Origin of the sequence: Streptomyces sp. SCSIO 30461, assembly GCF_037023745.1 — a bacterium.
In the GTDB taxonomy this organism is placed as follows: Bacteria; Actinomycetota; Actinomycetes; order Streptomycetales; family Streptomycetaceae; genus Streptomyces.
In genome coordinates, this window is record NZ_CP146101.1 from 3,148,533 (window position 1) to 3,174,978 (window position 26,446).

The following is a 26,446-nucleotide window of genomic DNA, read 5'->3' on the forward strand; positions in this document are numbered from 1 at the left end:
ACGAATGCTCAGGCTCCCGGTGGTACGTGCGCCGGGCGCCCGTTGCCGCGGGTGAGGCGGTAGCCCCAGATGCCCGCGAGGGCCGCCAGTACCGCGCCGGCCGCCGTCCACAGCAGCCGGGTGGACCACCAACCTGAGGCCCAGCCGCCGTCCGGTTCGACCCGCGGGCCGGACACGGGCACCAGTGGCGCTCCCAGGGAGCCGTCCACGTCGGCGGCGGCTCCGGCGTCCGCCGTGGTCACTTCGAGCGAGGTGTCCACGGACTCGCCGAGGTCATCGGCGGGGGCGGCGACGACGGTCAGGCGCACGTAGTAGGCGCCGGGCAGCGGATCGTTCGCCGCGGGTTCGGCCCAGGCCCTGACCGTACGCAGCGCACACGACAACTCCACCGAAGCGGTGTCGGCTGACGCCCTCTTGGTGTCGCTGCCGTAGCGGCAGGCCTGACGGCGCCGCAGACCGTCGTACACGTCGAGCCGCCAGGTGTGGGCTCCATGCCGGGCCTGGGTATCCGGCAGTTTCACCGTGGCCCTGACCGTGGGGCGGTCCCCGGCGTCGGCGGGGAACTGCCAGTACAGGTAGTCACCGGTCGCCCCCCGGGCCGTGGCCCGCTGCCCGGGGCGGACGACCGTGGCGGTGCGGAACGACGTACCGGCCTCGGTCGGCGCCGGGGCTTCTTCCCCGACCTCGGACGCGGTCGGGGACGGTGTGTCGGCCACGGCGGTCCCGGGGAGCGCGGACAGCGCGGCGAAGGCCGCGAGCACGCCCGCGAGAGCGCGCAGGCCTCGGGTACGGGTACGAGCACGCATCAGTTGGTCCTCCAGACCGCGACACGCCAGCGCGAGGTCCAGCCCCAGAGCAGACCGGCGAGGAACCCGGTCAGCGCCAGCAGACCGAGCAGCCACCAGCCGCGGCCGAGGCCGAAGTAGGCCACGTCACCCGCGTCGTCGGGGCCTTCGACCACATCGATGGCCAGCTCGACGGGCAGACCGGGAGCGGTCTTGACGGTGGCCGACGCGGAGAAGGAGTTGCTCACCCGCAGGCACACCGTCTCCGAGGCCGGCTTGGCCGCGCCGTTGTCATCGGAGTCCGATTCGGCATCGGCGTCGTCAATCGCCGGCTTCGGGTAGCGCAGTCCGGTCGAGATCACGTCGGTGCGTCCGTCCCCCGCCGCCTCGCCGCGTACGATCTCACGGCCGTGCACGGTTGACGCTCGCAGCAGCACGCCGTAGTCACGGTTGACGTCGCGGTCGGCGGCGATGCTCACCGATGCCCGCAGCTCCTGACCGGGCAGCAGATCCACCCGGTACCACCGGTGCTGGCCGAAGGCCTCACGGTCGCCGTAGAGCCCCGTCTTGAGCTGCGGCGCCCCCTCGCAGCGGTCCGTGCCCTGAGTCGCCACCGGGGTGACCACCGACTCGGCCGCGCGGTCGACCAGCTGGCTGACCCGGTCGGACAATTCCTCCTTGTGCTGCACCGAGGAGTACGTACCACCGGTCGCCTCCGCGATGCACATCAGTTGCGCGCGCATCTTGGCGTTGGGCACCAGCCCGAGGGTGTCGATGGTGATGTTGATGCCCTTGGCCGCGATCTCGCGAGCCACCTCGCAGGGGTCCAGCGGGGCGCAGGTGTCCTCGCCGTCCGTGATGAGCACGATCCGACGCGTGGTGTTCCCGCCCGCGAGGTCGTCGGCGGCTCCCAGCAGCGCGGGCCCGATCGGCGTCCACCCTGTCGGTGCCAGGGTCGCCACCGCCGTCTTGGCCTCGGTCCGGTCCAGTTCGCCGACCGGGTAGAGGGTGCGGGTGTCCTTGCAGCCCTCCTTGCGGTCGTTGCCCGGATAGTCGGCGCCGAGGGTGCGTATCCCGAGCAGCACATCCTCCGGTACCGCGTCCAGCACCTCGTTGAACGCCTGCTTGGCGGCGGACATCCGGGACTGCCCGTCGATGTCCCGGGCCCGCATCGAACCGCTCACATCGAGTACCAGCTCGACCTTCGGCGGCTCCTTCGCCTGTCGGCCACCAGGCCCGCCGGAGTCGGCGATGGCGGCGGCAGGGAGCAAGCCGCCGGTCAGGGTGACCAGCAGCGTGCCGCAGAGCGCGGCTGCCAGTCGCTTTCTTGTGATCATCGGCGGATCATAGTGAGGCTGGGTGGTCGCGCCCAATTCGGCCTGGCGTGCGCCGCTTCGGCCGCGCCGTCGCCCCGGCTGAATCCCACGGTGCGTGGATCCGTATGGATCGGTATGCCGCAATCAGGTTCACCGGTCATGGAGTTCACCCAGCTGCTGAGCTCGACGCGGCGTGGTGCCCGGTTGGCCCGACTGCTCGCCGTGGAGCAGCTTGTCGCATGGGGTTGGGCCAGGGGCGGTGAGCGTACCGAGACGGCGGCGCTGGTCGTCGCCGAGCTGGCCGCGAACGCGGTGAGACACGCCCGGCTTTCCGGCCGTGGTTTCCGGCTCAGTCTGCTGTGGGAGCCGGGGCGGCTGAGAGTGGAGGTGACGGACGCGCGCGGGGAGCGCTCCCTCGCCGCCGATGTGGTGCGGGACGCTCCAGGCGCCGCCGGATTCTCCGATGCCGCCGAGGTCGGCGGGGGGTACGGGCTGGTCATCGTCGCCGGGCTCGCCGCCGCGTGGGGCGTTCGGCCGCGTCCGCCCTCCGGGAAGACGGTGTGGGCGGACATCGACGTGGGGCGCGGACCGGAGCAGCCACCCGGTCCGCCGCCGGTGGCCGATCCCCCCGCTCCGAAGAAGGCGGGTGCCACGGCGCCGAAGGCCCGAGGTGCCGAACTGCCGGGCGGCCCGCGCTGAGCGTGCGGGGTGGGCTCGCGGGCCACCGCGTCACACCAACTGCCGCCGCACCAGCTCGTGCAGCCGTCCGCCCGTGTCCGCCAGCAGGGCCGAAGGCGGGCCCTCCTGGACCACGCGTCCCTCCGACATCACGATGACGCGGTCGGCGTCCAGCACCGTGGAGAGGCGGTGCGCGATCACGACGCGGGTGGCGTGCAGGGCGCTGGTGCTCTCGGTGACGACGCGCTGGGTCGCGTTGTCCAACGCGCTGGTCGCCTCGTCGAAGTAGAGGACGCGCGGGCGCCGGATCAGTGCCTGGGCGATCATCAGCCGCTGGCGCTGGCCAACGGATACGGCACCCGAGCCCGCGATCATGGTCTGCATGCCCATGGGCATGCGCCGGATGTCATCGGCGAGCCCCGCCATCTCGGCCGCCTCCCAGGCCTCTTCCTGAGTGAAGGGTTCCGCACCGCAGATGCAGTCCATGATCGAGCCGGTGAACGGCTGGGAGTTCTGGAGCACCACACCACACTGGCGGCGCACTGCCGTTTGGTCGAGCGAGGCGAGATCCTGGCCGTCGTAGAGGACGCTGCCCGACTCGGGCTTGTCGAAGCCGATGAGCAGCCGCAGCAAGGTGGACTTTCCGCAACCGCTGAGGCCGACGATCGCGACGAACTCACCGGGGTGGACCGTCAGTGAGACACCGTCGAGCACGAGTGGGCCGTCGTCGCCGTAGCGGAAGGACAGATCGCGTGCCTCGATCGCCCCGACCCCGGACGGCAGCCGCCGGATCGCACTGATGCCGAGTGCCGCGCCGGCGAGCTCCCCGGTGGAGCGCTCGGCGAAGAACCGGGTCGGCAGCCGCAGCAACCGGTCCCATACGGCGGGCTGGAGGGTGCTCTCGATACGGCCCTCCATCCGCAGGATCGTGAGGTTCTGGAGCAGCATGAACGCGGCCGACACCAGGCCCGCCGCCATCACGGCCACCGAGACCTGCACGACCAGACCGGTCTCGGCTTTCGGCACGTGCTCGCCGAGCACCTTCCCGGTGGCTATCGGCACCAGTGCGCCCAGGGCGACGGCCACCAGACCGGCTGCGGCCAGTGCGCCCAGGTCAGGGCGGGTGCCGCGCAGGCTGAAACGCAGCAGCCGCCAGAGACCGGCGGGCAGTTCGGGAAGCGGCCGGTAGAACATGACGGCACGTGCTTCGAACTCCCGCGCGCTGTCCTCGCCGATACGCATCCGGCTGCCCGTCACCGGGTTGACAGCGCGATAGCGGCCTCGGCGCCAGAGCAGGGCGACCGGTGCGCCGGATTTGGCCCGATGACCCACGAGGGGGCCGCGGTTCTCCCGCCACCAGCGGCCGTCGAGCCGGACCGCGCGGGTGCGGATCCGGGAGGTGAGCGCGAAGTGCTCGACGGGACCGACGTGGTCGGACGCAGGGACGCCGCCTGCGGCGGACGGGCCGGCTTCGGGCAGGGTGATGCCCGCCGCCACGGCGACCATTCGGCACACCGCGACGGCGGCGTCGTCGGAACCCCCCTTCACCGTAAGCTCCGCCGACGGACCGCGGGCGCGGCCGATGGATACCAGCAGCACCCGGTCGGCGCCCTGCCGCGCGGCCTCGCCCGCCTTCAGGCCTGCGGTGGCCCGGTCCTCGTGAGCCTGCTCCAGCCGCTCGATCCAGCCGTCCAGGGCGGACAGCAGCCGATACTGCTGGTTGACCATCTGCTGCCACAGCGCCCCGTCCACCAGCAGGCCGGCGGCGGAGCCAGCGCCGTATTCGGCCGCGTACCGCACGCTGCCGGGGAACACCGGCAGCCACAGCACGTTCTCGTCACCGGCGGGCGACTCGCCGTTCGCGGTCTGCCCGTCGAGTGGCGCCTCGAACAGCACCCGCTGGCCCCGGCCGGTACCGAGTGCGAAGGTGTGCTCCAGCAGACTGAGAGTGCCGTCCTGGCTGTCGTACTGGCTGTGGCCGGGGTACCGCTGCTCGTACCCGCCGTACGCTCCCGGCTCCGGATGCGCCTGCGGCTGGTACAGCTCCAGCAGCGGGATCCGGCGCAGCGCGCAGCCGGGTGACGGTCTGCCCACCAGTGTGTGCGGGGGCCTTCGACGGGCCCTGGCAGCAGGGAACCCCGCTCCAGCCGGCCCAGGAAGTGCCAGTGGCCGTGCTGGGCGGCATCGACCGCGAAGAGGTCCAGCGCGCCGTCCACCACGAGCCACAGCACCTGCGGACCCTCCGGCGACAGGGTGCGCATTCCGGAGTCACCGTGCAGCCAATCCGGGGACGGGTCTTGGGCTCCTGCTCGGGCATGGAATTGAATCCGCGTGCAGGCGCGTCCACCTATCGGTGGCGACTTCTGCACAAGCTTCACAGGATGAATTCCTTCCAGGGCGAAGGGGAGTGGCGCGCCGAACCGGACACTTCCGCCTCAATGGTCAGTCAAGGCGCCAAGCTGGCCGCGGTCACCGGGGGCCGTTCAGCGGTCGCATATTGGTTGAGTGTTCAATGTGCAGGTTTCCGGAAGATGCCGTTCCGGCCTGAGTCCGAGTCCGGATCCGCTCGTGTGGTGGGCGAGCCCCATGTGTGTCAGCGGGAGCCGGTCGGCGGGCCGGCGGCGTGCTGCCGGGCCCGTGCGCCGCGCGGTGTGACCCGGTTGGCCCCGCGCACGGCGCGCCTCGGGCATGCGGTCCTCGGCCGGTGAAGGATCGACTGGGCCCCGGCCCCGGCCTTCGCTCCCATCCGAGGATCTGCATGCACCTCTTCGACGACCCGCTGTTCCAGATGCACGCCGAGCGGGCGCTGACGCTGATCGGGCGCGGCGGCGCCGAGTACGGCGAGTGCGTGACGACGGCCGGGCATATCCGCGCCGGAGACCGGGACTCCTGGTACCGGGCCTGGTCGGCCACTGCGTCCCGGGTGGCCGCCGCCGCCGAGCAGAGCGCGGCGCAAGGGCACCGGGTGAGCGCGGCTGACGGGTTCTGGCGGGCCACCACATACAACCGCATGTCCTACCAACCGCTGTTCGGCTCACCCGTCGACCCCCGGCTCGAGGCCGCCTTCAAAAGGGAGCGCGACTGCTTCGGCCGTTACGCCGCGTTGGCGCCGCACCCCGTGGAGTTGGTCGAAGTCCCGTTCGAAGGCGCGACGCTCCCCGGCTGCCTCTGTCTTCCCGACAGCGCCCGGGGTCACGCCCGCCCGACGCTGGTCGGGGTGAACGGTTACGACTCCAACATCCATGAGATGTACTGGGCCCACGCCCTGCCCGCGGTACGCCGCGGCTATGCCTGCCTGCTCGTGGACGGCCCCGGCCAGGGGCGGGCCCTGGTGCAGCAGGGACTGCGGATGCGGCCGGACTGGGAGACCGTGCTGCGCCCGGTCATCGACTACGCGAGCGGCAGGCCGGAGATCGACGCCGAACGCATCGCCGTCATGGGGTGGAGCTTCGGGGGCTATCTCGCTCCGCGCGGGGTGTCGGGCGACCAGCGTGTCGCCGCGCTGATCGCCGACCCCGGACTCTTCGACCCCGTCGATGTGCTGCCCCTGCCGCCAGAGCTGAAGGAGCAACTGCCCGACATCGACCCCGAGGTCCTGGACGCCTATCTGGCCCCCGTGGCCGACGATCCCGTAATGCGCTGGCGGCTGGTGCAGCGGGCGTTGTGGGTGCACGGTCTCGACTCGCTCGGCGCGTACGTCATCGAGATGGACCGCTACCGGCTCTCCGGTGCGGCCGGGCGGATCACCTGCCCGACGCTTGTCGTCGCGAACGACGACGACCCGCTGGCCGCCCAGGCGGAGCTGCTGCTCGACGCGCTGGGCGGCCCCCGGACGTTGGTGCGCTTCCGGGCCGAGGACGGGGCCAAGGGGCACTGCCAGGCATGGAACCGCTCGCTGTTCGACCAGCGGGCGTTCGACTGGCTCGATGCCACCCTGCGGGTCGGTCGGCACGGGGAGGGTTGAGCGCCGACTGCCCGTCCCGCCGTGCCCGACTCGTCATGATCGTGGATCACCGGACCACGGTCACGGATCAGAGCTGGGAGCCGAACGCCTGCGTCCACCAGGGACCCCCGGACCCGCTGTGGATGCCCACGCCCAGTTCCTTGAAGGAGCAGTTGAGTATGTTGGCTCGGTGCCCTGAGCTGTTCATCCAGGAGTCCATCACCGACTCGGGGCTCTGCTGGCCGCGTGCGATGTTCTCGCCGTAGGTGCTCCAGCGGTAACCGGCGTCGGTGATCCGGTCGCCGGGGTCCTCACCGTCCGGGTTGGTGTGCTCGAAGAAGCCGCGGGCGGCCATGTCGTCGGAGTGGTTCGTGGCGGCGTCCGCCAGTCGGCTGTTGTCGCTCACCGGCCCGCAGCCCGCCTTGGAGCGCTCGGCGTTGACCAGGGCGATGACCTGCTCCGCGGTGCTGCCCCCGGTGGCCGGTTCCGGGTCCGGCGCCTGCGGCTCGGGCTTCGGCTGGGACTTGGGCTTCACAGGACTCGGCTTCGGCGACGGTTTGGCCGAGGACTTGCTCGGGCTCGGCTTGGGGCTCGGGGAGGCCGAGGCCGACGGCGTCGGAGAAGGGGACGGACTCGCGGAGGCCGAGGGGAGCGGCTTTGCGGCCGGCGCCGCGGCCGCGGCGGGCTCGGCCACCTTCCGGTCGGGGCTGTTCAGCATGCTGACCGCGCCACCACCGACGACCAGTACGGCGACACCTGCGGTAGCGAGGACCGTGGTACGGCGCCGACGGCTCGCGCGTTCCAACCTGGCCTGGGCCCTGGCGGAGGTGGCGGAGTCGGTGCCCGAGCCGTCGCCCCGCCGGCCGGCTGCCCGGGACCGTGCCGCGTGCCGGGAGGCCGCGCTCGCCAGGTGGGGCGCGGCGATCGTGTCGGCGGCGTGTGTGGAGGCCGCGGCTGCGAAGCCCGGTGCGGTGAGCTTGCCGGTGAGTGCCGCCGCGACCGGGACCAGGGCGAGGCCCACCAGAAGGCCCTCGGCGGGCACCAGGTTCGACCAGTGGCCCGCGCAGATCGTGCAGTCGCGGGCGTGACGGGCGATCCGCTTGCGCCAGAGGGCCGAGGGTATGCCGTCCCAGGGAGCCACGATCGGTTCGAGCAGCACACAGCGCGGATTGGCTTCGAGCGCGCGGACCACCACGCGCGCCGCCTCAAGCTGTGCCTTCATCCGCTGTACGCGTACCGCGGTGTGCTGGGGCGTCAGCTCCATGGCGTCGGCGACCTCGGCACGCGACAGCTCTCCCGCGGCCTCCAGCCACCAGAGTGACAGCAGGGCGCGATCGTCCTCGTCCAGCCAGCGGGTGGCTTCGGCGGTCTCCTGGCGCTGGCCGGACAACCCGAGCCGGAGAATGGTGAGGTCGACGAAGTCCGCCCCCGGGTCGACGACGTCGTAGGCATCGCCCAGACCGTCGCCGCCGGGTATCGCCTCCGAGCGGCGATCCCGCCAGTGGCCGCGTATCTGGTTCATGGTGATGGCGATCAGCCAGCTGCGGAAGCTCTCCGGGCCGCGTAGCCCGTCCAGGCTGCCGAGCATGCGGATCATGGTCTCCTGCACCACGTCGTCCACGTCCGCGTGACCGTTCAGTGCACGGCCGGTGATGTTGTAGACCAGCGGAAGGTACTCGGCGACGAGCCGGTCCTGCGCCTCCTGGTTTCCGGCCTGTGCTGCCTCGACCATCTGGGCTTCGCGTTCGCTGCTCACGCTGTGTCCACTCACTTCCTGGGCTCGGGCCTGTTTCGTCCGTCACAGGGGAGACGCCCTGCCTCCGCTCCGATAACAGAAATCGGATAGGAATACGTATGAACCTTCGGAAGTGTTAGATCGGGACGCCAAGCCCGCAGCACTCCGGCGGACGGTACGAACAGTTCGCCTGGAATGTCCTCGGTTGCGTGCCACTGCCACCGCGTGATCTTGTCCGGTTCGGTGACCCGGGGCTCGCCCCTGACGTCCATGACCAGGCCCGCGGCCGAGATCCGGGGGATGCCTCGTTCGCTGTCCAGTACCAGTGCCACCACCGAGATGTCCTCCGCGCGGACCCGGAGCGCGGTCTCCTCCGCCAGTTCGCGCGCGCCCGCCTGCTCGAAGTTCTCCCCCGGGTCGACCTTGCCGCCCGGGAGTTCCCAGCGGCCGTCGCGCCCGAGGCCGAGCAGGATCCGGCCGGCCTGATCCACCGCGATCACGCCGATCCCGGTCATCCCGTTGGGGGCGGGGTTGGCCCGGGCGGGGCGCTGTGTCCCGTCCGGACCCGCGAACGAATGGGGGCCATTGAGTGAATCGGGCATCTCAAACCTTTCAGGCGTACCGCCCCATGTCCGGTCGGCGCGGCGGTGCCTGATCGTACGGGGAGCCGGCGGCGGCCGCTGTGACGCGGATGGCATCGTCGGCGCCGCCGGCGATGGAGCGTCGTCGGCGTGTGCTCTCGTCCTCACGGCGGCGCACCGTCCGAGCGGCGCCGACGAGAGTCCCGGCGCGCACTCCGTCACGGCGCCGGTGCCGTCGTGGGCGCGATGTCAGCCGAGCACACGCGTCGGCTGTGCCGGGCCGACGCCCCGTGGTCGCCACTCACGGGGATAGCCCACCGACACCTCATGGAATGGCACCCCGTCGTGCTCGGTGGTGCGCGGGATGTGCAGATGCCCGTACACCATCGCCTGTGCCCGGTACGCGAGGTGCCAGTCGGCTGTCTGCTCCGTACCGCACCACAGCGCGAACTCGGGATAGCGCAGCACCAGGGTCGGCTCCCGTACCAGGGGATAGTGGTTGACCAGCACGGTTCGCAGTTCCGGTGGGATCTCCGCCAGTCGCGACCGGGTCAGTTCCAGTCTGGCCCGGCACCATGCGTCACGGCTGGGGTAGGGGTCGGGGTGCAGGAAGCGCTCGTCGGTGCAGACGACATGCGCCTGACGCGCCCGGTCCAGGGCCTCGTCCCGGGTGCTCGTGCCGTCCGGGCGGAAGGTGTAGTCGTACAGCAGGAACAGCGGTGCGACGGCGATGGAGCGTCCGTCGCGTCCGGTCCACACCGGGTACGGGTCCTCGGGCGTGTGTACGCCGAGCCCGCGGCACAGTTCCACGAGCAGCTCGTAGCGTTCCACGCCGCGGGCCTGGACCGGGTCGGCGGGAACGGTCCACAGCTCGTGGTTGCCGGGCGCCCAGACGACCTCGGCGAACCGCCCGCGCAGCAGCGCGAGCGCCCACTCCACGTCCGACACCAGGTCGGCGACGTCACCGGCCACCAGGAGCCAGTCGTCGTCGGACTCCGGGTGCAGGCTGTCGACGTGCTTGCGGTTCTCCGGGTGATTGACATGCAGGTCACTGATGGCGAGCAGGGACAACGCGACCCCCGTGGGTAGACGGATTGCCGGGACATCCCGGCGATCCTTCCACCCGCGAGGGCAACTGTCCTTGTCCGTCACCCGGTTGCCGTGAAGCCGGGCGGGACCGGGTTCAGGCCTCCTGCGCGCGGCTGGGTTCGTAGCGCGCCCACGAGGGCGCTGTTCCCGTGATCTGGCAGACCATCAGATAGAGCGGGATCGGCGGGGTGTAGGGGCTGGCGTCATCCGGCCAGTGGATCAGCCGGGCGGACGCCGTCGGCACACAGGCCCCACGCGAGTAGTACGACGGGAGTGGCCAGGCGAGCTCCAGGTCGGAGCCCTCGGGCACGATCCACCACCACCAGTCGGCGTCCGAGAACACACACCCCGGGTGCGGCAGGCGGGTGAGCAGCCCCAGCCCGTGCCGCGCGGGCACTCCGACCGCGTCGCAGCCGAGCGAGGTCGGCAGTTCGGCGGGGATGTCGAGTCGTCCCTCGCGTGCGCCGTCGGCCCCGTCAAGGCTTCTGCGCCTGCCGCGGGTTCGGCGCGACTCGCGGGATCTGCGCGCGTCGCGGGCTTCACGGAGCTCGCGGGTTTCGCGGGAGGTGGACCCGTGCCCGCTGAGGGGCGCCGGAGCCTCGAACCCGGAGCGGCCGAAGCGTCGGACGACCGTCGGCGGAGCGAGGGGGGCGGCGAGCTGCGGGCCGAGCGCGTTGCCAGGTGCCACGACCAATCCTTCACGGTGGGGAAAGCGGTGCCGCCGGTCACGCCTCTCCCCGGGCAGGGCGCGGCAGCCTCGTGAACTGGTTCAGCGAGCCACTCTCCTCCGGGAGATGACACTTGGCAAGAGGCACTCTGAAAATTGCAGAGTGCCGGTTTCTGGGACACAGTGTCATGGCACACTCGTCGCATCGAGGACAGGGCGCTGGGGAGGTCGACGTGAGCGAGCCGCGGTCCGCCCCCACCGTGGGGCAGGTCGTACTCGGCAAGCGGCTCCAGGAGCTGCGGCAGCGAGCGGGGCTGAGGCGCGAGGAGGCGGCCAGGCTGCTCCATGTCGCCCCCGCAACCATCCGCCGGATGGAACTGGCCGAGGTCGCGCTGAAGATCCCGTACGTACAACTGCTGCTGAGGGCCTACGGGGTCGGCGAGGAGGAGACCGGGAAGTTCGCCCGGCTCGTCGAGGACGCCAACAAGCCCGGCTGGTGGCAGCGTTTCCACGATGTCCTGCCGAACTGGTTCAGCATGTACGTCAGTCTGGAGGGAGCCGCGGGCCTGATCCGGGCCTATGAACCCCACTTCGTACCCGGACTGCTCCAGACGCGCGAGTACGCCCGCGGTGTCATGGCCGGCGGAGCTCTCGGCACCACCAGTGCCGAGGACATCGAGCGGCATGTCACGCTCCGCATGGCACGGCAGGACCTGCTCACCAGACCCGAGGCGCCCAGATTCTGGGTGATCATGGATGAGACGGTGCTGCGAAGACCCGTGGGCGGTGCCCGAGTGATGCGCGATCAACTGGACCGGCTCCTTGCCGCCACCGAACTTCCCAACGTCACGATTCAGTTGGCCGAGTTCGCGTCCGGGCCGCACCCCGGCACCTACGGCCCCTTCGTTCTGTTCAGGTTCGCGATGCCGGAGCTGCCTGACATGGTCTACAGCGAGTATCTGACCGGCGCGGTCTATCTCGACGCGCGTCCCGAGGTGGCGTCCCACCTGGAGGTCATGGACCGCATGGCGGCGCAGGCCGCCACCGCACAACGCACGAAGGACATCCTCAGGGCTGTTCGCAAGGAGCTGTGATGGATCGCATATACAACGGCATGCCCGCTCGGGAACTCGGCTCGGAGGGCTGGCACAAGCCGTGGAGCGGCGGCAACGGCGGCAACTGCCTGGAGGCCATGAAGCTGGCCGACGGCAGGGTGGCCGTGCGCCAGTCCGCCGATCCGGACGGTCCCGCGCTCATCTACACGCCGGGTGAGATCGCCGCGTTCGTCCAGGGGGCGAAGTCCGGCCAGGCGGACTTCCTGCTGACTTGACCTGACGTCTCGTCATGTTACGTGACGTCGACTGGCACTCACTCAACCTACCCTCGATTGCGTACAGTTCCCTTCGTCTCAATGTCATATGTCCCGCTACTCCTGGAGACGCCAGATGACCGGGCAAGACCCCGCAGCCGTACGGATCGACACCAGCAAGCCGCACCCCGCACGGATGTACGACTGGTTCCTCGGCGGCAAGGACAACTACCCGGTGGACGAGGAGATGGCCGGACAGCTCCTCGCGCTCGAACCGCGGGGACGGGAGATGGCGCGGGTCAACCGCGCCTTCATGCACCGCGCCACGCGCTGGCTCGGCGGCAACGGCATCCGCCAGTACCTGGACATCGGCACCGGCATCCCCACCGAGCCCAATCTGCACCAGATAGCCCAGCAGGCCGCACCGGAGTCCCGCGTCGTCTACTGCGACAACGACCCGATCGTGCTGGCCCACGCCGAGGCGCTGCTGCGCAGCACCCCGGAGGGCGTCACCGAGTACATCCAGGCCGACGCCCGCGACCCCGAGATCATTTTGGCGGCGGCGGGGAAGGTCCTCGACTTCTCCCGGCCCATCGCCCTGTCGATGCTCGCGCTGCTGCACTTCGTGGACGACGAAGACGGGGCGTACGCACTGGTCGACCGGCTGACCGCCAGGCTCGCGCCCGGCAGCTACCTGGTGCTGTCGCACACCACAGGGGACTTCGACCCCGAGAAGGCGGCCCAGGCCCGCGCCATGTACACGGCGCGCGGACTCACCCTGCGGCTGCGCTCACGCGCGGAGTTCACCCGTTTCTTCGATGGACTCGAACTGGTCGACCCCGGCGTCTCGCTGACCGCCGACTGGCAGCCGCAGCTCGGTGAGGTCGTGGAGGTCCAGGGAGATGATCCGATCCCGGGCTACGCCGGAGTGGCCCGCATCGGCTGACGTCCACACCAGGGTGAGCCGGCGGACGGCGCGGCCCCGTCCGCCGGCTCGGGCCCGGCAGTGTGGTTTCGGGCAGTCAGCGGCGTACGAGCGCACCCCGGATGAACGCCGCCTGTCCGGCGTGCTGGAGGCTGTCGGCGATCACGCTCACCAGCCGGACGCCGAGGGTCACGGGCGGCGCCCACGACTCGTCCACGACCCGGTTCAGGGCGGGGCCGTTCAGACCGCCGACATACTCCAGAGTCCGCGTGTGCACGGCGTCGAAGTAGCCGAGCAGCATCTCGGCGGATCCCACCCGGACCTGGGCGACCTGGCTGCTCGTCTGACCGTAGCCGGTCTCGTTCGTGTCAAACGGCAGTCCGAACCGCTCGGACCAGCCATCGGCCAGCCACACCTGTTCCCGTCCGGCGGCGTCGGCGACGTGGTCGTCCTGGATCCGGCCGAGATGCCACACGAGCCAGGCGATGCTGTTCGCGCCGGGGTCGAGCCGGTCATGAAGGCCGTCCGGGGTGAGTCCATCGACCGCGTCGTGCACCGCTTCGTGGATGCGCCCGAAGGCGTCCGTCAGCACTTCCGATGTGTTCATGCGGCGAGTGAACCGCGAATGGGCATGCGGCCGGTGCCGACACCACGGGACGGACGCATGGACACCTGCGAGGCCCCGCGACAGCCCTCGGGTCAGGACGCGTCCTCGGGAGCCGCCGGGTCCTTTCGCAGCAACTCGGCCACCGCCAGCACATCGGGCAGCAGCGTACCCAGCCTGTCGATGAGGTCCGGCAGATCCGGGACGTCGGGCATCGGGTGGTAGAGGAACATGATTCCGTCGCCGACGAGCGACACGGCAGGCGCCCCCACCGCCAGGAGCCTTTCCGGAATCCTTGCCGACTCCACGGGCCCCGTGATGGCGTGGACGTCGGAGGCGATGGGCGCGTACAGGGCGCCGCCGGGCACGGTGATCCCCATCTTGGGCCCGCTCCAGCCCCGTTCCAGGCGCAGGATCGGGTACTCGCGGGGGAGCCGGAAGGACACCGAGAACCAGTGCAGGCCGCGGCGCTGCTCAAGTATCCGGGCACGGCCCACGATGACCTCATGGCCGTCGTGTGAACCGTTCAGCACCCTGACGATCGGGGCGTCGACCACCCATGGGAAGTGGTAGAGGTACCTGTCCCGCAGGATGGACGCCGCGGGTGCTTCCAGCTCCCACCCGGATGTGGCCGCGAGTGCCCGCATCGCGCGATCCGCTCTGGTGACACGCCGCAGAACGCGGACCTCGCGTGTCAGGCCCAGCACGATCGGCAGTGCCAGCACAGCGATCACCACGATCCAGCCCACTTGCCCGCTCATGCGCTTCCCCCTCCGCGGAACGCGGCCCCCCTCGGCGCCGTACCCGCTCACTGCCTGCCCGTGCGGCGGGGCCGCCACACGCTGTGAGGGCCCTTGTCCACCCCCTTGATCTCACCCCTAGCCTCTGGCGGCGCAGGGCGCACGGCGCACGCGTCGGCCCCTGGCCTCAGTCCCGCACCAGCCGCAGTGTCAGGATCTGGAAGGGGCGCATTGACACCGCCACGGCGTCGCCCTCGACGGGGAGCGGTGGGTGTTCGTGCAGCGGGCGCTCCAGCAGATCGGTGACCACCGCGCGTGCCGCGTGGAATCCGGTGCGGAGCGTGGTCGCGGTTCGCCCGCCCAGCGACTCGTAGAGCCGCACCACGACATCCCCCGACCCGTCGTCGGCGAGCTTCACCGCCTCGATGACGGCAGACGGCCCGTCCGTGGTGACGACGGGGGGAACCGCCGCACCGCCGGGGCCGATCCTGAGCGGAAGGTTGAGGGCGTAGCCCTCGGCGATCGCGTCCTCGATCGTCGCGCCCGGCAACAGGGAGTACGTGAAACGGTGCAGGCCCTGGTCGGCGTCCGGGTCCGGAACACGGGGGGCACGCACCAGACTGAGCCGCACGGTGGTGGTCGTCCCACCGTCCTCTTCCCGGGTCGCACGCGATACGTCGTGGCCGTATGTCGCGTCGTTGAGCAACGCGACACCGTAGCCGGACTCGCCGACGTGCACCCAGCGGTGTCCGGATACCTCGAAACGGGCCGCCTCCCAGCTGGTGTTGGTGTGCGTGGGCCGGTGCACATGGCCGAACTGGATCTCCGCGGTGGTTCGGTCGGCCCGCACATCGAGCGGGAATGCCGCCTTGAGGATCTTCTCCCGCTCATGCCAGTCGATGTCGGTGGCGATGTCGATCCGCCGGCTCCCGGCGCGTACGGTCACGGTCTGCGTGATCCGCGAGCCCCGGCCGAACGCGCGCTCCACCCGCAGTGCGCCGAGCAGCGGATCGCTCTCGGCCACGGTGACGACCGGGTCGTCCAGCAGATCCTTCCACTGCCCCAGATAGTGCTTGTCGATGTCCCAGGCATCCCAGTAGTTGGGAAGATCCGTGTGCAGCCGCAGCAGATTGCCCCTGCCGCCCGGCGCGAGCACCTCGCGGTCCGCCGGCAGATCGCGGACGGAGGAGACGGTGCCGTCGTCCGCCAGCTCGACCCGCACCAGACCGTTGTCCAGGATCTGGTGCCCGATCACCCTGACCGGTGGCCGGGCGGGGCGTGTGCCCGCCGCCACCGGTGCGCAGCCCGACGCGGGCACATCCACGAACGCCGCGACCGCGCCGTCGGACAGGCGTGGCAGCCCGGGGTCGAGCGCACCGGCCAGCGCCGACGGCACGCGTACCACCTCCGAGCGCGGCCGGGGACCGGCGTTGTAGGCCCACACCTCCAGCGGGCCGGCCCCGCCCACCGCCTCCAGCGCCTGCGCGGTCAGCGCGTCGAGCTCCGCCGCGACCCGGGCGTACTCCGCCTCGGCCTCCCGGTGCACCCAGTTGATCGACGAGCCCGGCAGGATGTCATGGAACTGGTGCAGCAGCACCGTCTTCCACAGCCGGTCGAGTTCGGCGTGCGGATACGTGTACCCGGGCACCCGCAGTGCCGCCGCCGTTGCCCACAGTTCGGCTTCCCGCAAGGCGTGTTCACTGCGGCGGTTGCCCTGTTTGGTGCGCGCCTGGGTGGTGTAGGTGGCCCGGTGCAGTTCCAGATAGAGCTCGCCCGACCAGACCGGGGCGTCCGGGTACTCAGCCTGGGCCGCAGCGAAGAAGGCGTTCGGATGCTCGATCACGACCTTCGCCGAGCCCTCCAGATCGGCCAGCCGCCGAGCCCGCTCCAGCATGTCCCGGTTCGGGCCGCCTCCGCCGTCGCCGTGTCCGAACGGAGCGAGTGAGCGCGTACCCCGGCCCTTCTCCTGGTAGTTGCGGACCGCATGGGCCAACTCACCTCCCGAGAAGACGGCGTTGTAGGTGTCGACCGGCGGGAAGTGGGTGAAGATCCGGGAGCCGTCGATGCCCTCCCACCAGAAGGTGTGGTGGGGCAGTTTGTTGCTCTGGTTCCAGGAGAGCTTCTGGGTGAGGAACCACTTCATCCCGGCCAGCCTGGCGAGCTGCGGGAACGCGGCCGTGTATCCGAAGGAGTCGGGCAGCCACACCCCTTCCGCCTCGATCCCGAAGGCGTCGAGGAAGAAGCGCTTGCCGTGCACGAACTGGCGGGCCAGGGCTTCGCCACCGGGCAGGTTGCCGTCCGCCTCCACCCACATCCCGCCGACCGGCGCCCACTGGCCGCGCTTCACCGCGTCCTCGATCCGTGCCCACACCTGCGGGTGGTTCTCGCGTACCCAGGCGTACTGCTGGGCCTGTGAGCAGGCGAAGACGAACTCCGGGTACTCCAGCGCCAGGGCTGTGGCGTTCGCGAAGGTCCTGGCCGCCTTCCGTTTGGTCTCGCGGATCGGCCACAGCCAGGCGCTGTCGATGTGTGCGTGCCCGACGGCCGACAGGGTGTGCGCACCGGCGTGCGCCGGTGACGCGAGGGCGGGTGCGAGTACGGCCCGGACGGCGGCGGCGGTGCCGGGGATGTCGTCCAGGTCGAGCCGGTCGAGTGCCCGGTCCAGGGTGTGCAGGATCTCGTGTCGCCGGGGATCGTGCTCGGCGAGCTCCAGCATCAGCTCGTACAGCACCTGTGTGTCCAGGGACAGGTGCCAGACCTCCTCGTCGAGTACGGCGAGATCGGCGCGGGCGAAGGTGTAGAGCGGATCCCGGCCCGCGGTGCGCTTGTCGCCCATCGGGGTCGGGCGGCGGAAGCGGTCGGCGAGGATGTCCGGGTTGGACGCGGCCTCGATGAGGTACGCGACCCGCTCGCCACCGCTCGCGGGCGAGCCGACGGGGACATACTGGTTCTGCGGGTTGACCGCCTTGAGCGGGGTGCCGTCCGGCAGGTGTACCAGCGCCTCCGCCTGGTTGCCCGGCCAGCTGCTGACGAAGCCCAGGTCGAACCACGCCTCCACCCTGCGCCCCGCCCAGTCGGCGGGCACCTCGCCCCGTACCCGGAACCAGGTGGTGCCCCAGGGCGGACCCCAGGGCGTGCCCATGGCGAGGGGCGTGAACTCCTCGTTCCCCACCGCCTCCCGCACCTGTTCGAACGGCACCGGTTCGTCCGGCACCTGCCAGGACTCGACGGTGAGCGGCACGGCGGCCGAGTGGATCAGGGGCCGGATCCGCTGCTCCAGTACGCGTGCCACGCGCTGCTCGATCCTCGCGCGTTCGTCGTGCATCGGGCGGACACCTACTTCCGGTTGAGATAGGCGAGACCCGGATGCCGCCGGGCGTAGCCGTCGACCAGACGGCGGGCGACGGCGACCGAGTCGACCAGCGGATGCAGGGCGAAGGCCTTCACCGCGGCGGCGCGTGAGCCGCTGTCCGCCGCTGTGAGCACCTCGCGCTCGGCGGCCTTGACCGTGGTGACGAGTCCGACCGCGTGTGCGGGTAGCGGGACGACCGCGCAAGGGTGTGCGCCGTTCGCGTCGACCAGGCAGGGCACCTCGATCACGGCGTCCGCGTCCAGCTCCGAAAGGGTGCCCCTGTTGCGGACGTTGAGGATGAGCGTGGCGCGTTCGTCATGGGCGATGGCGCGCATCAGGGCCAGGGCCACCTGCTCGTAGCCGCCGGAGCCGAGATCAGCCGCGGCCCGCTCGCCCGCCCCCGCCACTTCGCGGCTGCCCGCCATGTATGTGGCCTCCCGCTCGGACCGGGTCGCCTCCCAACTCTTGAGGGAGGGAGCCGCGTAGAAGGCGGCCTGCTGGTCGAGCAGGAAGGCGCCGCGGGTACGCGCGGCCGAGCGGTATGCCCGCACCGTCTCCCGGTTGAAGTAGTAGTAGTGCAGATACTCGTTGGGGACCGCTCCCAGCGCACGCAGCCAGTCGGCACCGAACAGCCGGCCTTCCTCGAAGGAGCCCAGTGCCTCGGTGTCGGCCAGCAGATCGGGGAGCCGGTCCTCACCGGCCACCCGCAACCCGCGCAGCCAGCCGAGGTGGTTGAGGCCGACGTAGTCGAACCATGCCTTCCCCGGATCGGCGCCGACCGCCCGGGCGACCCGCCGGCCGAGCCCCACGGGGGAGTCGCAGATCCCGATGACCCGGTCGCCCAGCACGCGGGACATGGCCTCCGTGACCAGTCCCGCCGGGTTGGTGAAGTTGATGACCCAGGCGTCCGGCGCGAGCGCCGCGATCCGCCGCGCGTAGTCCATCGCCACGGGCAGGGTCCGCAAGCCGTAAGCGATGCCGCCCGCCCCGGCGGTCTCCTGGCCCAGCACCCCCTCGGCGAGCGCCACCCGCTCGTCGACGGCCCTGCCCTCCAGGCCGCCCACCCTGATCGCGGAGAAGACGAAGTCGGCGCCGCGCAGGGCGGCGTCAGGGTCGCTGCTGACGGTGACGTCCGGGGCGCCCCTGACCCCGGACGCCTGCTCGGCCAGCACACCCGCGATGGCGGCGAGCCGGGCAGCGTCCGGATCGTGAAGGGTGACCCGGGTGATCCGGCTGCCCCGGCTCCGGTCGCCGCCGCCGCCTTCGCCTCCGTTGTCGCCGAGCAGCGCCGCGTACACCAGCGGCACCCGGAAGCCGCCACCGCCCAGAATCGTCAGCCTCATACCGCGACCGCCCTCTGCCGTAGGCCTCCCTTTACCGTTCCCCGTTTCGCGGCGCTGTCACTTCCGTGACTGGCACACACGGCACAATGGGTGTATGGCCCGACGCACCAGCCGACCCGCTCGCCCCGCACGTACCTCCCGCACGGCCGACTCGCCGTGCCCCTGCGGCCTCGCGGCCTCGTACGGTGTCTGCTGCGGGCGCTTCCACAGCGGTCAGGCCACGGCTCCGACGGCCGAACTGCTGATGCGCTCGCGCTACAGCGCCTTCGTCGTACGCGACGGCGCCTATCTGCTGCGGACCTGGCATCCCGGCACCCGCCCGGCTTCCGTGGAATTCGACCGGGAGATGCGCTGGAGCGGTCTGGAGATCCTCGAGACGGCCGACGGCAGTGTCTTCCACGACACGGGAACGGTCACCTTCGCCGCCCACTACACGCACGGCGACGCGCCGGGAGCACTGCGCGAGCGCAGCCGGTTCGAGCGCTGTGGCGGCGGCTGGGTGTACGTGAACGGCACCTTCGAGGACTCCGCGGTCTGAGCACCCGGTGGGCCTGGTCCCGGTGGCCGGTCTCCACCGGTCAGACGCTGGTCGTCGACCCGGGCCGCACGATCATCAGGACGGTGACCGTGGCCCACGGAAGGTTGAACACCCCGGTGTACATGGCCAGCCGCTTGGTGTCGGCGATCTGTGCGGGCCGGGCCGGGATCGTGTGCTGTCGCGGCAGCACCAGCACGGCCGTGGCGCCGGCGGTCAGCAGCATCGACACGATGAGCCACGACTCCCCGGGCACTCCGAGGCTGCTCGCGGTGGCGATGCCGAAGACGGGAACGACGACTCCCGCCATCGCGTACACCCGGCAGACGCGGTGCAGGTTGCGCAGTACGGCCCGACCGAGCTCCTGGAGACCACTGCGCACTCGGTCGACAGGATCGCTGCACAGGTCGGCTTCGGTTCCACCGACCGCCTTCCGGGACCGCTTCAAGCGCCAGGTGGGCACCAGCCCGCAGGCGTACCGCCGTGCCTTCCGCGGCAGCGCGCCGACACCCGGGGGAGGGTCAGAAGCCCCGGCCCGGCCTGAGCACCAGCCCCGGGTTGTAGGCGGCGAGTACCTTGTTGGCCCTGGCCAGCGAAGCGAGGGCGTGCTCACGGTCTGCCTGGTCCTCGGCGCAGAACGGGGCGCGGAACCGGCGTGCTTCGCGGGCCGCGCATTCGGCCTCGATCTCCGCCTGGAGTACACCGAGCGGCATGCAGGACCCGATCAGGGCTGCGACCCCGTCGGGGATGGGGACGGGGACGAGGTTCGACGCGGTCACGTGGGGGGTCCTTTGCTGAGAGGTGCGCCGGGTTCGCCGGGCGCGGTGTTGTCGCCCTCTATACGTACCGGACGGGGTTCACGGTTTGCCGGCCGGGATGTCTTATTGCTGCAACTGTTTGCCGCCGCCCCTTGATTGCTGCTAAAGAGCGCCCGCGGCGCCCGCCTCACCCGCGGCGGGGAAGAGCGGCCGGTCAATCCGTACCGGACAGAACCTCGGACAGGTCGTAGCGTACGGGCTCCTCCAACTGGGCGTACGTACAGCTGTCCGGAGTGCGATCCGGCCGCCACCGCCGGTACTGGGCGGTGTGACGGAAACGGTCGCCCTCCATGTGGTCGTACGCGACCTCCAGCACCCGCTCCGGCCGAAGCGCCACCCACGACAGGTCCTTCTTCCCCGACCAGCGGCTAGGCGTGCCGGGGAGTCTGGCCGACTCGTGCGCCGACTCGTCCGACCAGCGCGCCCAGGGATGCCCGGACGCGTCGTCCATCCGCAACGGCTCCAGCTCCGCGACCAGTTCCGCACGGCGCTTCATCGAGAACGCGGCGCACACCCCCACGTGCCGGAGCGCGCCGTCGGCGTCGTGCAGACCGAGCAGCAGCGAGCCGACGACCGGACCGCTCTTGTGAGGGCGGTAGCCCGCGAGGACGACATCCGCGGTGCGTTCGTGTTTGATCTTGTACATCAGACGCGCGTCCGGACGGTAGGGGAGATCGAGCGGTTTGGCGATCACGCCGTCGAGTCCCGCTCCCTCGTAGCGCTCGAACCACTCCGCCGCGACCTTTGGGTCCGTGGTGGCGGGAGCCAGATGCACCGGCTCGCGGGCACCGGACAGCGCCTCGGTGAGCAGGGAGCGGCGCTCTGTCAGTGGAGTGTCGAGCAGGGCGCGGTCGCCGAGTGCGAGCAGATCGAAGGCGACGAAGCTGGCCGGGGTCGTCTCGGCCAGCATCCGCACGCGGGAGTCGGCCGGGTGGATGCGCTCGGTCAGCCGGTCGAAGTCCAGCCTGCCCTCGTACGCGATCACGATCTCGCCGTCCATGACGCAGCGCCTGGGCAGATTGGCGCGCAGCGCGAGCACCAACTCGGGAAAGTAGCGCGTGAGCGGCTTGCCTGTACGACTGCCGATCACGATCTCCTCGTCGTCACGATGGACGATCGCACGGAAGCCGTCCCACTTGGCCTCGTACTGCATCCCGGCCGGAATCCCGGCCACGGACTTGGCGAGCATGGGCTTCACGGGCGGCATCACCGGCAGATCCATAGGGTGATTATCCGGTATGTCTGGTATGCGATGGAAGTCGGCGCGACCTAGGCTGGCCGACATGGGCGCAGCGGTGGAACTGGAAGTAGGGGACCGGACCGTCCGTGTGTCCAGTCCGGACAAGGTCTACTTCCCGGAGCGCGGCTACACCAAGCTCGACATGGTCGAGTACTACCTCGCCGTCGGCGAGGGCATCACCCGGGCCCTTCGCGACCGCCCCACCACGCTGGAGCGCTACCCCGACGGAGTGACGGGCGAGTCCTTCTTCCAGAAGCGCGCTCCCAAGTACCTCCCGGACTGGATTCCCACCGCCCACATCACCTTCCCCAGCGGGCGCTCAGCCGACGAACTGTGTCCGACCGAGCCGGCTGCGGTGATCTGGGCAGCCAACCTCGGAGCCGTCACCTTCCACCCCTGGCCGGTACGCCGCGACGACACCGACCACCCCGACGAACTGCGCATCGACCTCGATCCCCAGCCGGGCACCGACTACGCCGACGCCGTCCGCGCCGCTCACGAGCTGCGCGCGGTCCTGGACGAGGCCGGGCTGCGCGGCTGGCCCAAGACCTCGGGCGGTCGGGGGCTGCACGTCTTCGTCCCGATCGAACCGCGTTGGACCTTCACCCAGGTGCGGCGGGCCGCGATCGCCTGCGGGCGCGAGCTGGAGCGCCGGATGCCGGACCGGGTGACGATCAAGTGGTGGAAGGAGGAGCGCGGCGAGCGGGTCTTCGTGGACTACAACCAGACCGCCCGCGACCGCACCATCGCCTCCGCCTACTCCGTGCGCCCCCGACCGAACGCCGCAGTCTCCGCACCGCTGCGCTGGGAGGAGACCGACACAGCCGTACCCGAGGACTTCGACATCAGGACCATGCTCGCGCGGTACGCCGAACTCGGCGACGTACACGCCGACATGGACGACCACCGCTTCACCCTGGACACCTTGCTGGAACTGGCCCGCCGTGACGAGGCCGACCATGGACTCGGCGACCTCCCCTATCCGCCGGAATACCCCAAGATGCCGGGTGAGCCGAAGCGGGTGCAGCCGAGCCGGGCCAGACGCGAGAGCTGAGCGCTCCGTCCGCCCCGGACTCCGCCGAACCGTCCGGTGCCGGTGCCGGTGCCGGGTCGGCGCGGCCGGTCTGCATTCCCCGGCGACCCTGGCCCACGTTCGCCGACGCCGTGTCCGCTCCAGCCCGTCAGCGGCCGTAGGTCTGGCGGCACAGGGCCGTCAGAGCCGGGTCCGTGACCCCGTCGGATTCCTCGCACAGATTGGGCATTCCGTACCCGGGCTGCGGACCTCCGGCGCCGTCCGAGGTACCGCCCCGAGGAGGGCGTGCCTTGGCCGGGCTGCGCCGGGGCGGGGTGGGCTGCGCCGCCTTGCGTGCCGGCAGCCGGTCGGGGCGCCGGGCACTGTCGCCCCCGGTCGTCGCGCCCCCGGTCGTCGCGCCCCTGGCCTTGGCGTCCGCGCCGCCGTCCCGGCCCGATGGCGGCTGCTCCTCCGGTGCGGTGCTCGCGAGCTCCTCGTGCGCCGATGGGCGTACCGGCACGGGTGCCGCTGGCGCTTGTGCGTCGGCGGGCACCGGGTCGGCGGCGCTGCTCGGCACGGGGGAGTGCGGAGCACCGGACACGGAGACACAGCCGGTGGCGGAGAGGAGGGCGGCGAAGGTGACGGGAATGATCCGCAGGCGCATGGCTCCAGCCTGCCGTAGACGGGCCCGGGCGCGGTGGCGGCACCCGGCAGCACCACTGTGACGGGTGACCGGACAGGGTGCCCGCCACAACATGTGCCGTCCGGCCCAGGCGTCGGAAGCCCGCGGCGCGCCGTGGCTGCGAAAGCCTCGCGAGGCCGAACACCCGGGCGCTAGGTTTCCGTTGGTGGTCGGGGTGTGTGATGGCCGACAGCTCGTTGAGGGTTCATTGATGTCTTGTTTATCGCGGTCCGGCAATGTGTTGGGCATGCCGATCAACACCGCGACTACGACGATGACCGCCACCATCACCCATGCCGAGGACGAACTCGCCTGGCAGGAGACGGCCTTGTGCGCCCAGGTGGGCCCCGAGCTGTTCTTCCCCGCCCCCGGTTCCTCCACCAGCGAGGCCAAGCAGCTCTGCGGGGCCTGCGAAGGGCGGGTCGCGTGCCTGGAGTACGCGCTGGCGAACGACGAGCGGTTCGGTGTGTGGGGCGGTCTGTCGGAGAAGGAGCGGGGAAGGCTGCGCCGGGCGGAGAGCCGGCAGCGCGGCTGAGGGCTGTCGTTCGGATCGGGTCGTACCAGGAAGCAGCCGAAGTGTGCCGGAATCCACAACCGGGCACCGGGGGCGGGAAATCGGGATGCCGAAGGCCTGAGCGCTTCATTACGATCGACGTGCATGACGGACCGGATCACGGACGAGGAGCTGGCGGTATTCGCCGGCGTCGTCGGACGACTGCGAACACTGCCCCTGGACGACCCTCAGCGCATGCGCGGTGAGGCGCTCGCCGCGAGCTTCGCCAGGGAGAGTCGCAACAAGCGGCGCAAGGCCGTCCGGCAGGCACGCGCCGACGCCGACGCCGTGCTCAGCGCCGCCACCGCGACCGGTGCGCTCGACCGGCGTGAGGACACCGCGCTGGCGATCCGTGTGGGCAGCCCGGGCGAGTTCCTGAAGCCACGGCACTGCTACGTGTGCAAGAAGTCCTACCGCCGGGCCGATGCCTTCTACCACCGCCTGTGCCCCTCCTGCGCCGGGGACAATGCGGCCCGGCGCACCATGCGCACGGACCTGAGCGGCCGCCGGGTGCTGCTCACCGGCGGGCGGGTGAAGATCGGATTCCAGCTGGCGCTCATGATGCTCCGCGACGGTGCCGAAGTGATCGTCACCAGCCGCTTCCCGCAGGACGCTCTGCGCCGCTTCCAGGCCGTCGGAGGCAGCGAGCGGTGGCTCGGCCGGCTCACCGTCGCCGCCGTCGACCTGCGTGATCCGCGCCAGGTGCTCGGACTGTGCGAGCTGCTCCACGCCGACGGCAGGCCGCTGGACATCCTGGTCAACAACGCGGCTCAGACGATACGCAGACCGCCCGAGTCCTACGCCCTGCTCGCCGCGGGTGAGGGGAGTTCACCGCCGGCAGGTGCGCTTGCCGCGCCCGGATACGCCGTGGCGGCGGTGACAGGCACGCCGTCCGGCTCCCTCGGACCGGTGCTCGCCGGTCGAGGTGCCGATGGCGCGCTGGAGACGGTGGGGACGGCGGAAACGGCGGGTACGGACGAGGCCGGGCTGCTGCCCGACCCGTCCCCGGTCAATTCGTGGTCCGCCCGTATCGGCGAACTCGACCCGGCCGAGATACTGGAGGCACAGCTGGTCAACGCCATCGCGCCGACGCTGCTCTGCGACCGGTTGCTGCCGCTGCTGCTGGCTTCACCGCATCCGCGCCGGTACATCGTCAACGTCTCGGCGGTCGAGGGCCGTTTCGCCGTGCGCAACAAGACCGGTGGGCATCCGCACACCAACATGGCCAAGGCCGCACTCAACATGCTCACCCGCACCAGCGCCGCCGAACTCGCCGCCCGGGGCGTCCATATGTGCAGCGTGGACACGGGCTGGATCACGGACGAGAACCCGGCGCCGCGAAAGGCGCGTATCGCCGCGGTCGGTACGCGTACGCCGCTGGACATCGTCGACGGTGCAGCGCGGGTGTACGACCCGATCGTGCGGGGCGAGGCGGGGGACCCGGTGTCGGGGGTGTTCCTCAAGGACTACCGCGAGGCCGCCTGGTGAGCCCAGGCGGCCCGGTGCTGGTTCGTGCGGCGGCTCAGCCCGCCGCACGGGCCGCCAGCCGCGCCTTGCGCGCCGCGAGCTTCTCGTCGAACTTGCGGGCTTCCGCGTCGAGACCGCCCATGTAGAAGCCCAGCTCCTCCTGCGCCTTCCGGCCCTCGGGACCGAGACCGTCGATCTCCATCACCTTGAGGAAGCGCAGCACCGGCTGCAGCACGTCGTCGTGGTGGATGCGCAGGTTGTAGATCTCGCCGATCGCCATCTGCGCCGCGGCCCGCTCGAAGCCCGGCATTCCGTGTCCGGGCATCCGGAAGCCGACCACGACGTCACGCACGGCCTGCATCGTCAGATCGGGGGCGATCTCGAAGGCGGCGCTCAGCAGGTTCCGGTAGAAGACCATGTGCAGGTTCTCGTCGGTGGCGATCCTTGCCAGCATCCGGTCGCACACCGGGTCGCCCGACTGATGGCCGGTATTGCGGTGCGAGATCCGTGTCGCCAGCTCCTGGAAGGAGACATACGCGACGGAGTGCAGCATCGAGTGCCGGTTGTCGGACTCGAAGCCCTCGGACATGTGGGCCATCCGGAACTGCTCCAGCTTGTCCGGGTCGACCGCGCGCGACGCGAGCAGATAGTCGCGCATGACGATGCCGTGCCGGCCCTCCTCGGCGGTCCAGCGGTGCACCCAGGTGCCCCAGGCGCCGTCCCGGCCGAAGAGCGAGGCGATCTCGTGGTGGTAGCTCGGCAGGTTGTCCTCGGTGAGCAGGTTCACCACCAGGGCGACCCTGCCGATGTCGGTGACCTTGGACTGGCTCGGGTCCCAGGGCTCGCCGTCCTCGAAGAAGCCGGGGAAGTTCCGCCCGTCGCCCCACGGGACGTACTCGTGCGGCATCCAGTCCTTGGTGGCCTTCAGGTGCCGGTTGAGCTCCTTCTCCACCACTTCTTCCAGGGCGTACAGCAGCCGGGCGTCCGTCCAGGCTTCCGAACTGCCGAGGTGGGGAGAAGTGATCGTCACGGGTGCTCCTGGGGACGCGGAGAGTGCTCGAAACCGCTCGGG

25 protein-coding genes and 2 pseudogenes are annotated in these 26,446 nt (G+C 70.9%); 10 read left to right on the forward strand and 17 right to left on the reverse strand.

The features are described from left to right. Positions 1-8: 8 nt before the first annotated feature. Together V1460_RS13905 and V1460_RS13910 are read right to left on the reverse strand one after the other, a co-directional pair. On the reverse strand, positions 9-806 hold the full coding sequence (locus tag V1460_RS13905; protein WP_338674035.1) for a hypothetical protein: 798 nt from the start codon (positions 804-806) through the stop codon (positions 9-11). Further along, positions 806-2,122, reverse strand: coding sequence for a VWA domain-containing protein (locus tag V1460_RS13910; RefSeq protein WP_338674036.1), 1,317 nt, complete (start codon positions 2,120-2,122; stop codon positions 806-808). The genes V1460_RS13905 and V1460_RS13910 overlap by 1 nt, the downstream gene beginning before the upstream one ends. Positions 2,123-2,260: 138 nt before the next feature. Between V1460_RS13910 and V1460_RS13915 the strand changes: the two genes are divergently transcribed. Beyond that, complete coding sequence (locus tag V1460_RS13915; protein ID WP_338674037.1) at positions 2,261-2,800, forward strand: ATP-binding protein; 540 nt, start codon at positions 2,261-2,263, stop codon at positions 2,798-2,800. 264 nt (positions 2,801-3,064) lie between these two features. Here V1460_RS13915 and V1460_RS13920 read toward each other — a convergent pair. Further along, positions 3,065-5,040, reverse strand: a pseudogene (locus V1460_RS13920) (ATP-binding cassette domain-containing protein); the annotation flags it as partial. Positions 5,041-5,537: 497 nt separating this feature from the next. On the opposite strand from V1460_RS13920, the gene V1460_RS13925 reads away from it, so the two are divergent. Next, the gene (locus V1460_RS13925) at positions 5,538-6,743 is read left to right on the forward strand and encodes an alpha/beta hydrolase (RefSeq protein ID WP_338674038.1); all 1,206 of its coding nucleotides are present in this window, start codon (positions 5,538-5,540) and stop codon (positions 6,741-6,743) included. Positions 6,744-6,810: 67 nt separating this feature from the next. Here the strand turns inward: V1460_RS13925 and V1460_RS13930 are convergent, their stop codons facing one another. The 5 genes from V1460_RS13930 to V1460_RS13950 all read right to left on the reverse strand — a co-directional run bounded on the left by V1460_RS13930 (position 6,811) and on the right by V1460_RS13950 (position 10,569). Next, complete coding sequence (locus V1460_RS13930; protein WP_407077453.1) at positions 6,811-8,478, reverse strand: sigma-70 family RNA polymerase sigma factor; 1,668 nt, start codon at positions 8,476-8,478, stop codon at positions 6,811-6,813. An 11-nt stretch (positions 8,479-8,489) separates the two neighbouring features. Then, positions 8,490-9,059: an NUDIX domain-containing protein gene (locus V1460_RS13935; protein WP_338674039.1), complete on the reverse strand. Its 570-nt coding sequence runs from the start codon at positions 9,057-9,059 to the stop codon at positions 8,490-8,492. A 10-nt stretch (positions 9,060-9,069) separates the two neighbouring features. Continuing rightward, entirely contained in the window at positions 9,070-9,252 is a 183-nt protein-coding gene (locus V1460_RS13940; RefSeq protein ID WP_338674040.1) for a hypothetical protein, read from the reverse strand. A gap of 35 nt (positions 9,253-9,287) precedes the next feature. Beyond that, positions 9,288-10,109, reverse strand: coding sequence for a metallophosphoesterase (locus V1460_RS13945; RefSeq protein WP_338674041.1), 822 nt, complete (start codon positions 10,107-10,109; stop codon positions 9,288-9,290). A 112-nt stretch (positions 10,110-10,221) separates the two neighbouring features. Beyond that, complete coding sequence (locus tag V1460_RS13950) at positions 10,222-10,569, reverse strand: hypothetical protein (protein WP_338678045.1); 348 nt, start codon at positions 10,567-10,569, stop codon at positions 10,222-10,224. A gap of 458 nt (positions 10,570-11,027) precedes the next feature. Between V1460_RS13950 and V1460_RS13955 the strand changes: the two genes are divergently transcribed. The 3 genes from V1460_RS13955 to V1460_RS13965 all read left to right on the forward strand — a co-directional run bounded on the left by V1460_RS13955 (position 11,028) and on the right by V1460_RS13965 (position 13,049). Continuing rightward, positions 11,028-11,888 carry a helix-turn-helix transcriptional regulator gene (locus tag V1460_RS13955; protein WP_338674042.1) on the forward strand — a complete coding sequence of 287 codons (861 nt, stop codon included), beginning with the start codon at positions 11,028-11,030 and terminating at the stop codon, positions 11,886-11,888. Beyond that, positions 11,888-12,124, forward strand: a complete 237-nt coding sequence (locus V1460_RS13960) for a DUF397 domain-containing protein (RefSeq protein WP_338674043.1) — start codon at positions 11,888-11,890, stop codon at positions 12,122-12,124. The genes V1460_RS13955 and V1460_RS13960 overlap by 1 nt, the downstream gene beginning before the upstream one ends. Positions 12,125-12,239: 115 nt before the next feature. Next, positions 12,240-13,049 (forward strand): SAM-dependent methyltransferase, encoded by an 810-nt coding sequence (locus V1460_RS13965; RefSeq protein WP_338674044.1) that lies wholly within the window; start codon positions 12,240-12,242, stop codon positions 13,047-13,049. Positions 13,050-13,125: 76 nt separating this feature from the next. Here the strand turns inward: V1460_RS13965 and V1460_RS13970 are convergent, their stop codons facing one another. The 4 genes from V1460_RS13970 to V1460_RS13985 form a co-directional block, all read right to left on the reverse strand. After that, positions 13,126-13,635, reverse strand: a complete 510-nt coding sequence (locus V1460_RS13970; RefSeq protein ID WP_338674045.1) for a mycothiol transferase — start codon at positions 13,633-13,635, stop codon at positions 13,126-13,128. A gap of 92 nt (positions 13,636-13,727) precedes the next feature. Beyond that, positions 13,728-14,393 (reverse strand): hypothetical protein, encoded by a 666-nt coding sequence (locus V1460_RS13975; protein WP_338674046.1) that lies wholly within the window; start codon positions 14,391-14,393, stop codon positions 13,728-13,730. A 166-nt stretch (positions 14,394-14,559) separates the two neighbouring features. Then, positions 14,560-17,697, reverse strand: coding sequence for a glycoside hydrolase family 38 C-terminal domain-containing protein (locus V1460_RS13980; RefSeq protein ID WP_338674047.1), 3,138 nt, complete (start codon positions 17,695-17,697; stop codon positions 14,560-14,562). An 11-nt stretch (positions 17,698-17,708) separates the two neighbouring features. Then, positions 17,709-19,067, reverse strand: a complete 1,359-nt coding sequence (locus V1460_RS13985; protein WP_338674048.1) for a 6-phospho-beta-glucosidase — start codon at positions 19,065-19,067, stop codon at positions 17,709-17,711. A 94-nt stretch (positions 19,068-19,161) separates the two neighbouring features. Between V1460_RS13985 and V1460_RS13990 the strand changes: the two genes are divergently transcribed. Continuing rightward, positions 19,162-19,605, forward strand: a complete 444-nt coding sequence (locus V1460_RS13990; protein WP_338674049.1) for a YchJ family metal-binding protein — start codon at positions 19,162-19,164, stop codon at positions 19,603-19,605. Between the two features lie 40 nt (positions 19,606-19,645). On the opposite strand, the gene V1460_RS13995 is transcribed toward V1460_RS13990, so the two are convergent. Beyond that, a complete protein-coding gene (locus V1460_RS13995) occupies positions 19,646-20,008 on the reverse strand; it encodes a hypothetical protein (RefSeq protein ID WP_338678046.1) in 363 nt (120 codons plus the stop codon). Here V1460_RS13995 and V1460_RS14000 point away from each other — a divergent pair. Further along, positions 19,964-20,102, forward strand: a pseudogene (locus V1460_RS14000) (helix-turn-helix domain-containing protein); the annotation flags it as partial. The gene V1460_RS13995 and the pseudogene V1460_RS14000 overlap by 45 nt on opposite strands. A 21-nt stretch (positions 20,103-20,123) precedes the next feature. On the opposite strand, the gene V1460_RS14005 reads toward V1460_RS14000, so the two are convergent. Both V1460_RS14005 and V1460_RS14010 read right to left on the reverse strand, forming a co-directional pair. Beyond that, positions 20,124-20,381: a hypothetical protein gene (locus tag V1460_RS14005; RefSeq protein ID WP_338674050.1), complete on the reverse strand. Its 258-nt coding sequence runs from the start codon at positions 20,379-20,381 to the stop codon at positions 20,124-20,126. 193 nt (positions 20,382-20,574) lie between these two features. Beyond that, positions 20,575-21,642 (reverse strand): ATP-dependent DNA ligase, encoded by a 1,068-nt coding sequence (locus tag V1460_RS14010; RefSeq protein WP_338674051.1) that lies wholly within the window; start codon positions 21,640-21,642, stop codon positions 20,575-20,577. A gap of 61 nt (positions 21,643-21,703) precedes the next feature. Here V1460_RS14010 and ligD point away from each other — a divergent pair, with 61 nt between their 5' ends. Then, positions 21,704-22,714, forward strand: a complete 1,011-nt coding sequence (gene ligD, locus V1460_RS14015; protein WP_338674052.1) for a non-homologous end-joining DNA ligase — start codon at positions 21,704-21,706, stop codon at positions 22,712-22,714. 127 nt (positions 22,715-22,841) lie between these two features. Here the strand turns inward: ligD and V1460_RS14020 are convergent, their stop codons facing one another. Then, positions 22,842-23,336 carry a hypothetical protein gene (locus V1460_RS14020; RefSeq protein WP_338674053.1) on the reverse strand — a complete coding sequence of 165 codons (495 nt, stop codon included), beginning with the start codon at positions 23,334-23,336 and terminating at the stop codon, positions 22,842-22,844. Positions 23,337-23,601: 265 nt separating this feature from the next. On the opposite strand from V1460_RS14020, the gene V1460_RS14025 reads away from it, so the two are divergent. Together V1460_RS14025 and V1460_RS14030 are read left to right on the forward strand one after the other, a co-directional pair. Further along, a complete protein-coding gene (locus V1460_RS14025) occupies positions 23,602-23,889 on the forward strand; it encodes a WhiB family transcriptional regulator (protein ID WP_338674054.1) in 288 nt (95 codons plus the stop codon). A 123-nt stretch (positions 23,890-24,012) separates the two neighbouring features. Further along, entirely contained in the window at positions 24,013-25,395 is a 1,383-nt protein-coding gene (locus tag V1460_RS14030) for an SDR family NAD(P)-dependent oxidoreductase (protein WP_338674055.1), read from the forward strand. Between the two features lie 34 nt (positions 25,396-25,429). Here V1460_RS14030 and V1460_RS14035 read toward each other — a convergent pair whose 3' ends face one another. Beyond that, entirely contained in the window at positions 25,430-26,404 is a 975-nt protein-coding gene (locus tag V1460_RS14035) for an acyl-ACP desaturase (protein ID WP_338674056.1), read from the reverse strand. Positions 26,405-26,446: the final 42 nt, after the last annotated feature.

Bases quoted from the DNA above. Each gene is read 5' to 3' on its own strand.
- V1460_RS13905 (WP_338674035.1), bottom strand. From the start codon at position 806: ATGCGTGCTCGTACCCGTACCCGAGGCCTGCGCGCTCTCGCGGGCGTG.
- V1460_RS13910 (WP_338674036.1), bottom strand. From the start codon at position 2,122: ATGATCACAAGAAAGCGACTGGCAGCCGCGCTCTGCGGCACGCTGCTG.
- V1460_RS13915 (WP_338674037.1), top strand. From the start codon at position 2,261: ATGGAGTTCACCCAGCTGCTGAGCTCGACGCGGCGTGGTGCCCGGTTG.
- V1460_RS13925 (WP_338674038.1), top strand. From the start codon at position 5,538: ATGCACCTCTTCGACGACCCGCTGTTCCAGATGCACGCCGAGCGGGCG.
- V1460_RS13935 (WP_338674039.1), bottom strand. From the start codon at position 9,059: ATGCCCGATTCACTCAATGGCCCCCATTCGTTCGCGGGTCCGGACGGG.
- V1460_RS13960 (WP_338674043.1), top strand. From the start codon at position 11,888: ATGGATCGCATATACAACGGCATGCCCGCTCGGGAACTCGGCTCGGAG.
- V1460_RS13965 (WP_338674044.1), top strand. From the start codon at position 12,240: ATGACCGGGCAAGACCCCGCAGCCGTACGGATCGACACCAGCAAGCCG.
- V1460_RS13970 (WP_338674045.1), bottom strand. From the start codon at position 13,635: ATGAACACATCGGAAGTGCTGACGGACGCCTTCGGGCGCATCCACGAA.
- V1460_RS13975 (WP_338674046.1), bottom strand. From the start codon at position 14,393: ATGAGCGGGCAAGTGGGCTGGATCGTGGTGATCGCTGTGCTGGCACTG.
- V1460_RS13980 (WP_338674047.1), bottom strand. From the start codon at position 17,697: ATGCACGACGAACGCGCGAGGATCGAGCAGCGCGTGGCACGCGTACTG.
- V1460_RS13985 (WP_338674048.1), bottom strand. From the start codon at position 19,067: ATGAGGCTGACGATTCTGGGCGGTGGCGGCTTCCGGGTGCCGCTGGTG.
- V1460_RS13990 (WP_338674049.1), top strand. From the start codon at position 19,162: ATGGCCCGACGCACCAGCCGACCCGCTCGCCCCGCACGTACCTCCCGC.
- V1460_RS14010 (WP_338674051.1), bottom strand. From the start codon at position 21,642: ATGGATCTGCCGGTGATGCCGCCCGTGAAGCCCATGCTCGCCAAGTCC.
- ligD (WP_338674052.1), top strand. From the start codon at position 21,704: ATGGGCGCAGCGGTGGAACTGGAAGTAGGGGACCGGACCGTCCGTGTG.
- V1460_RS14020 (WP_338674053.1), bottom strand. From the start codon at position 23,336: ATGCGCCTGCGGATCATTCCCGTCACCTTCGCCGCCCTCCTCTCCGCC.
- V1460_RS14025 (WP_338674054.1), top strand. From the start codon at position 23,602: ATGCCGATCAACACCGCGACTACGACGATGACCGCCACCATCACCCAT.
- V1460_RS14030 (WP_338674055.1), top strand. From the start codon at position 24,013: ATGACGGACCGGATCACGGACGAGGAGCTGGCGGTATTCGCCGGCGTC.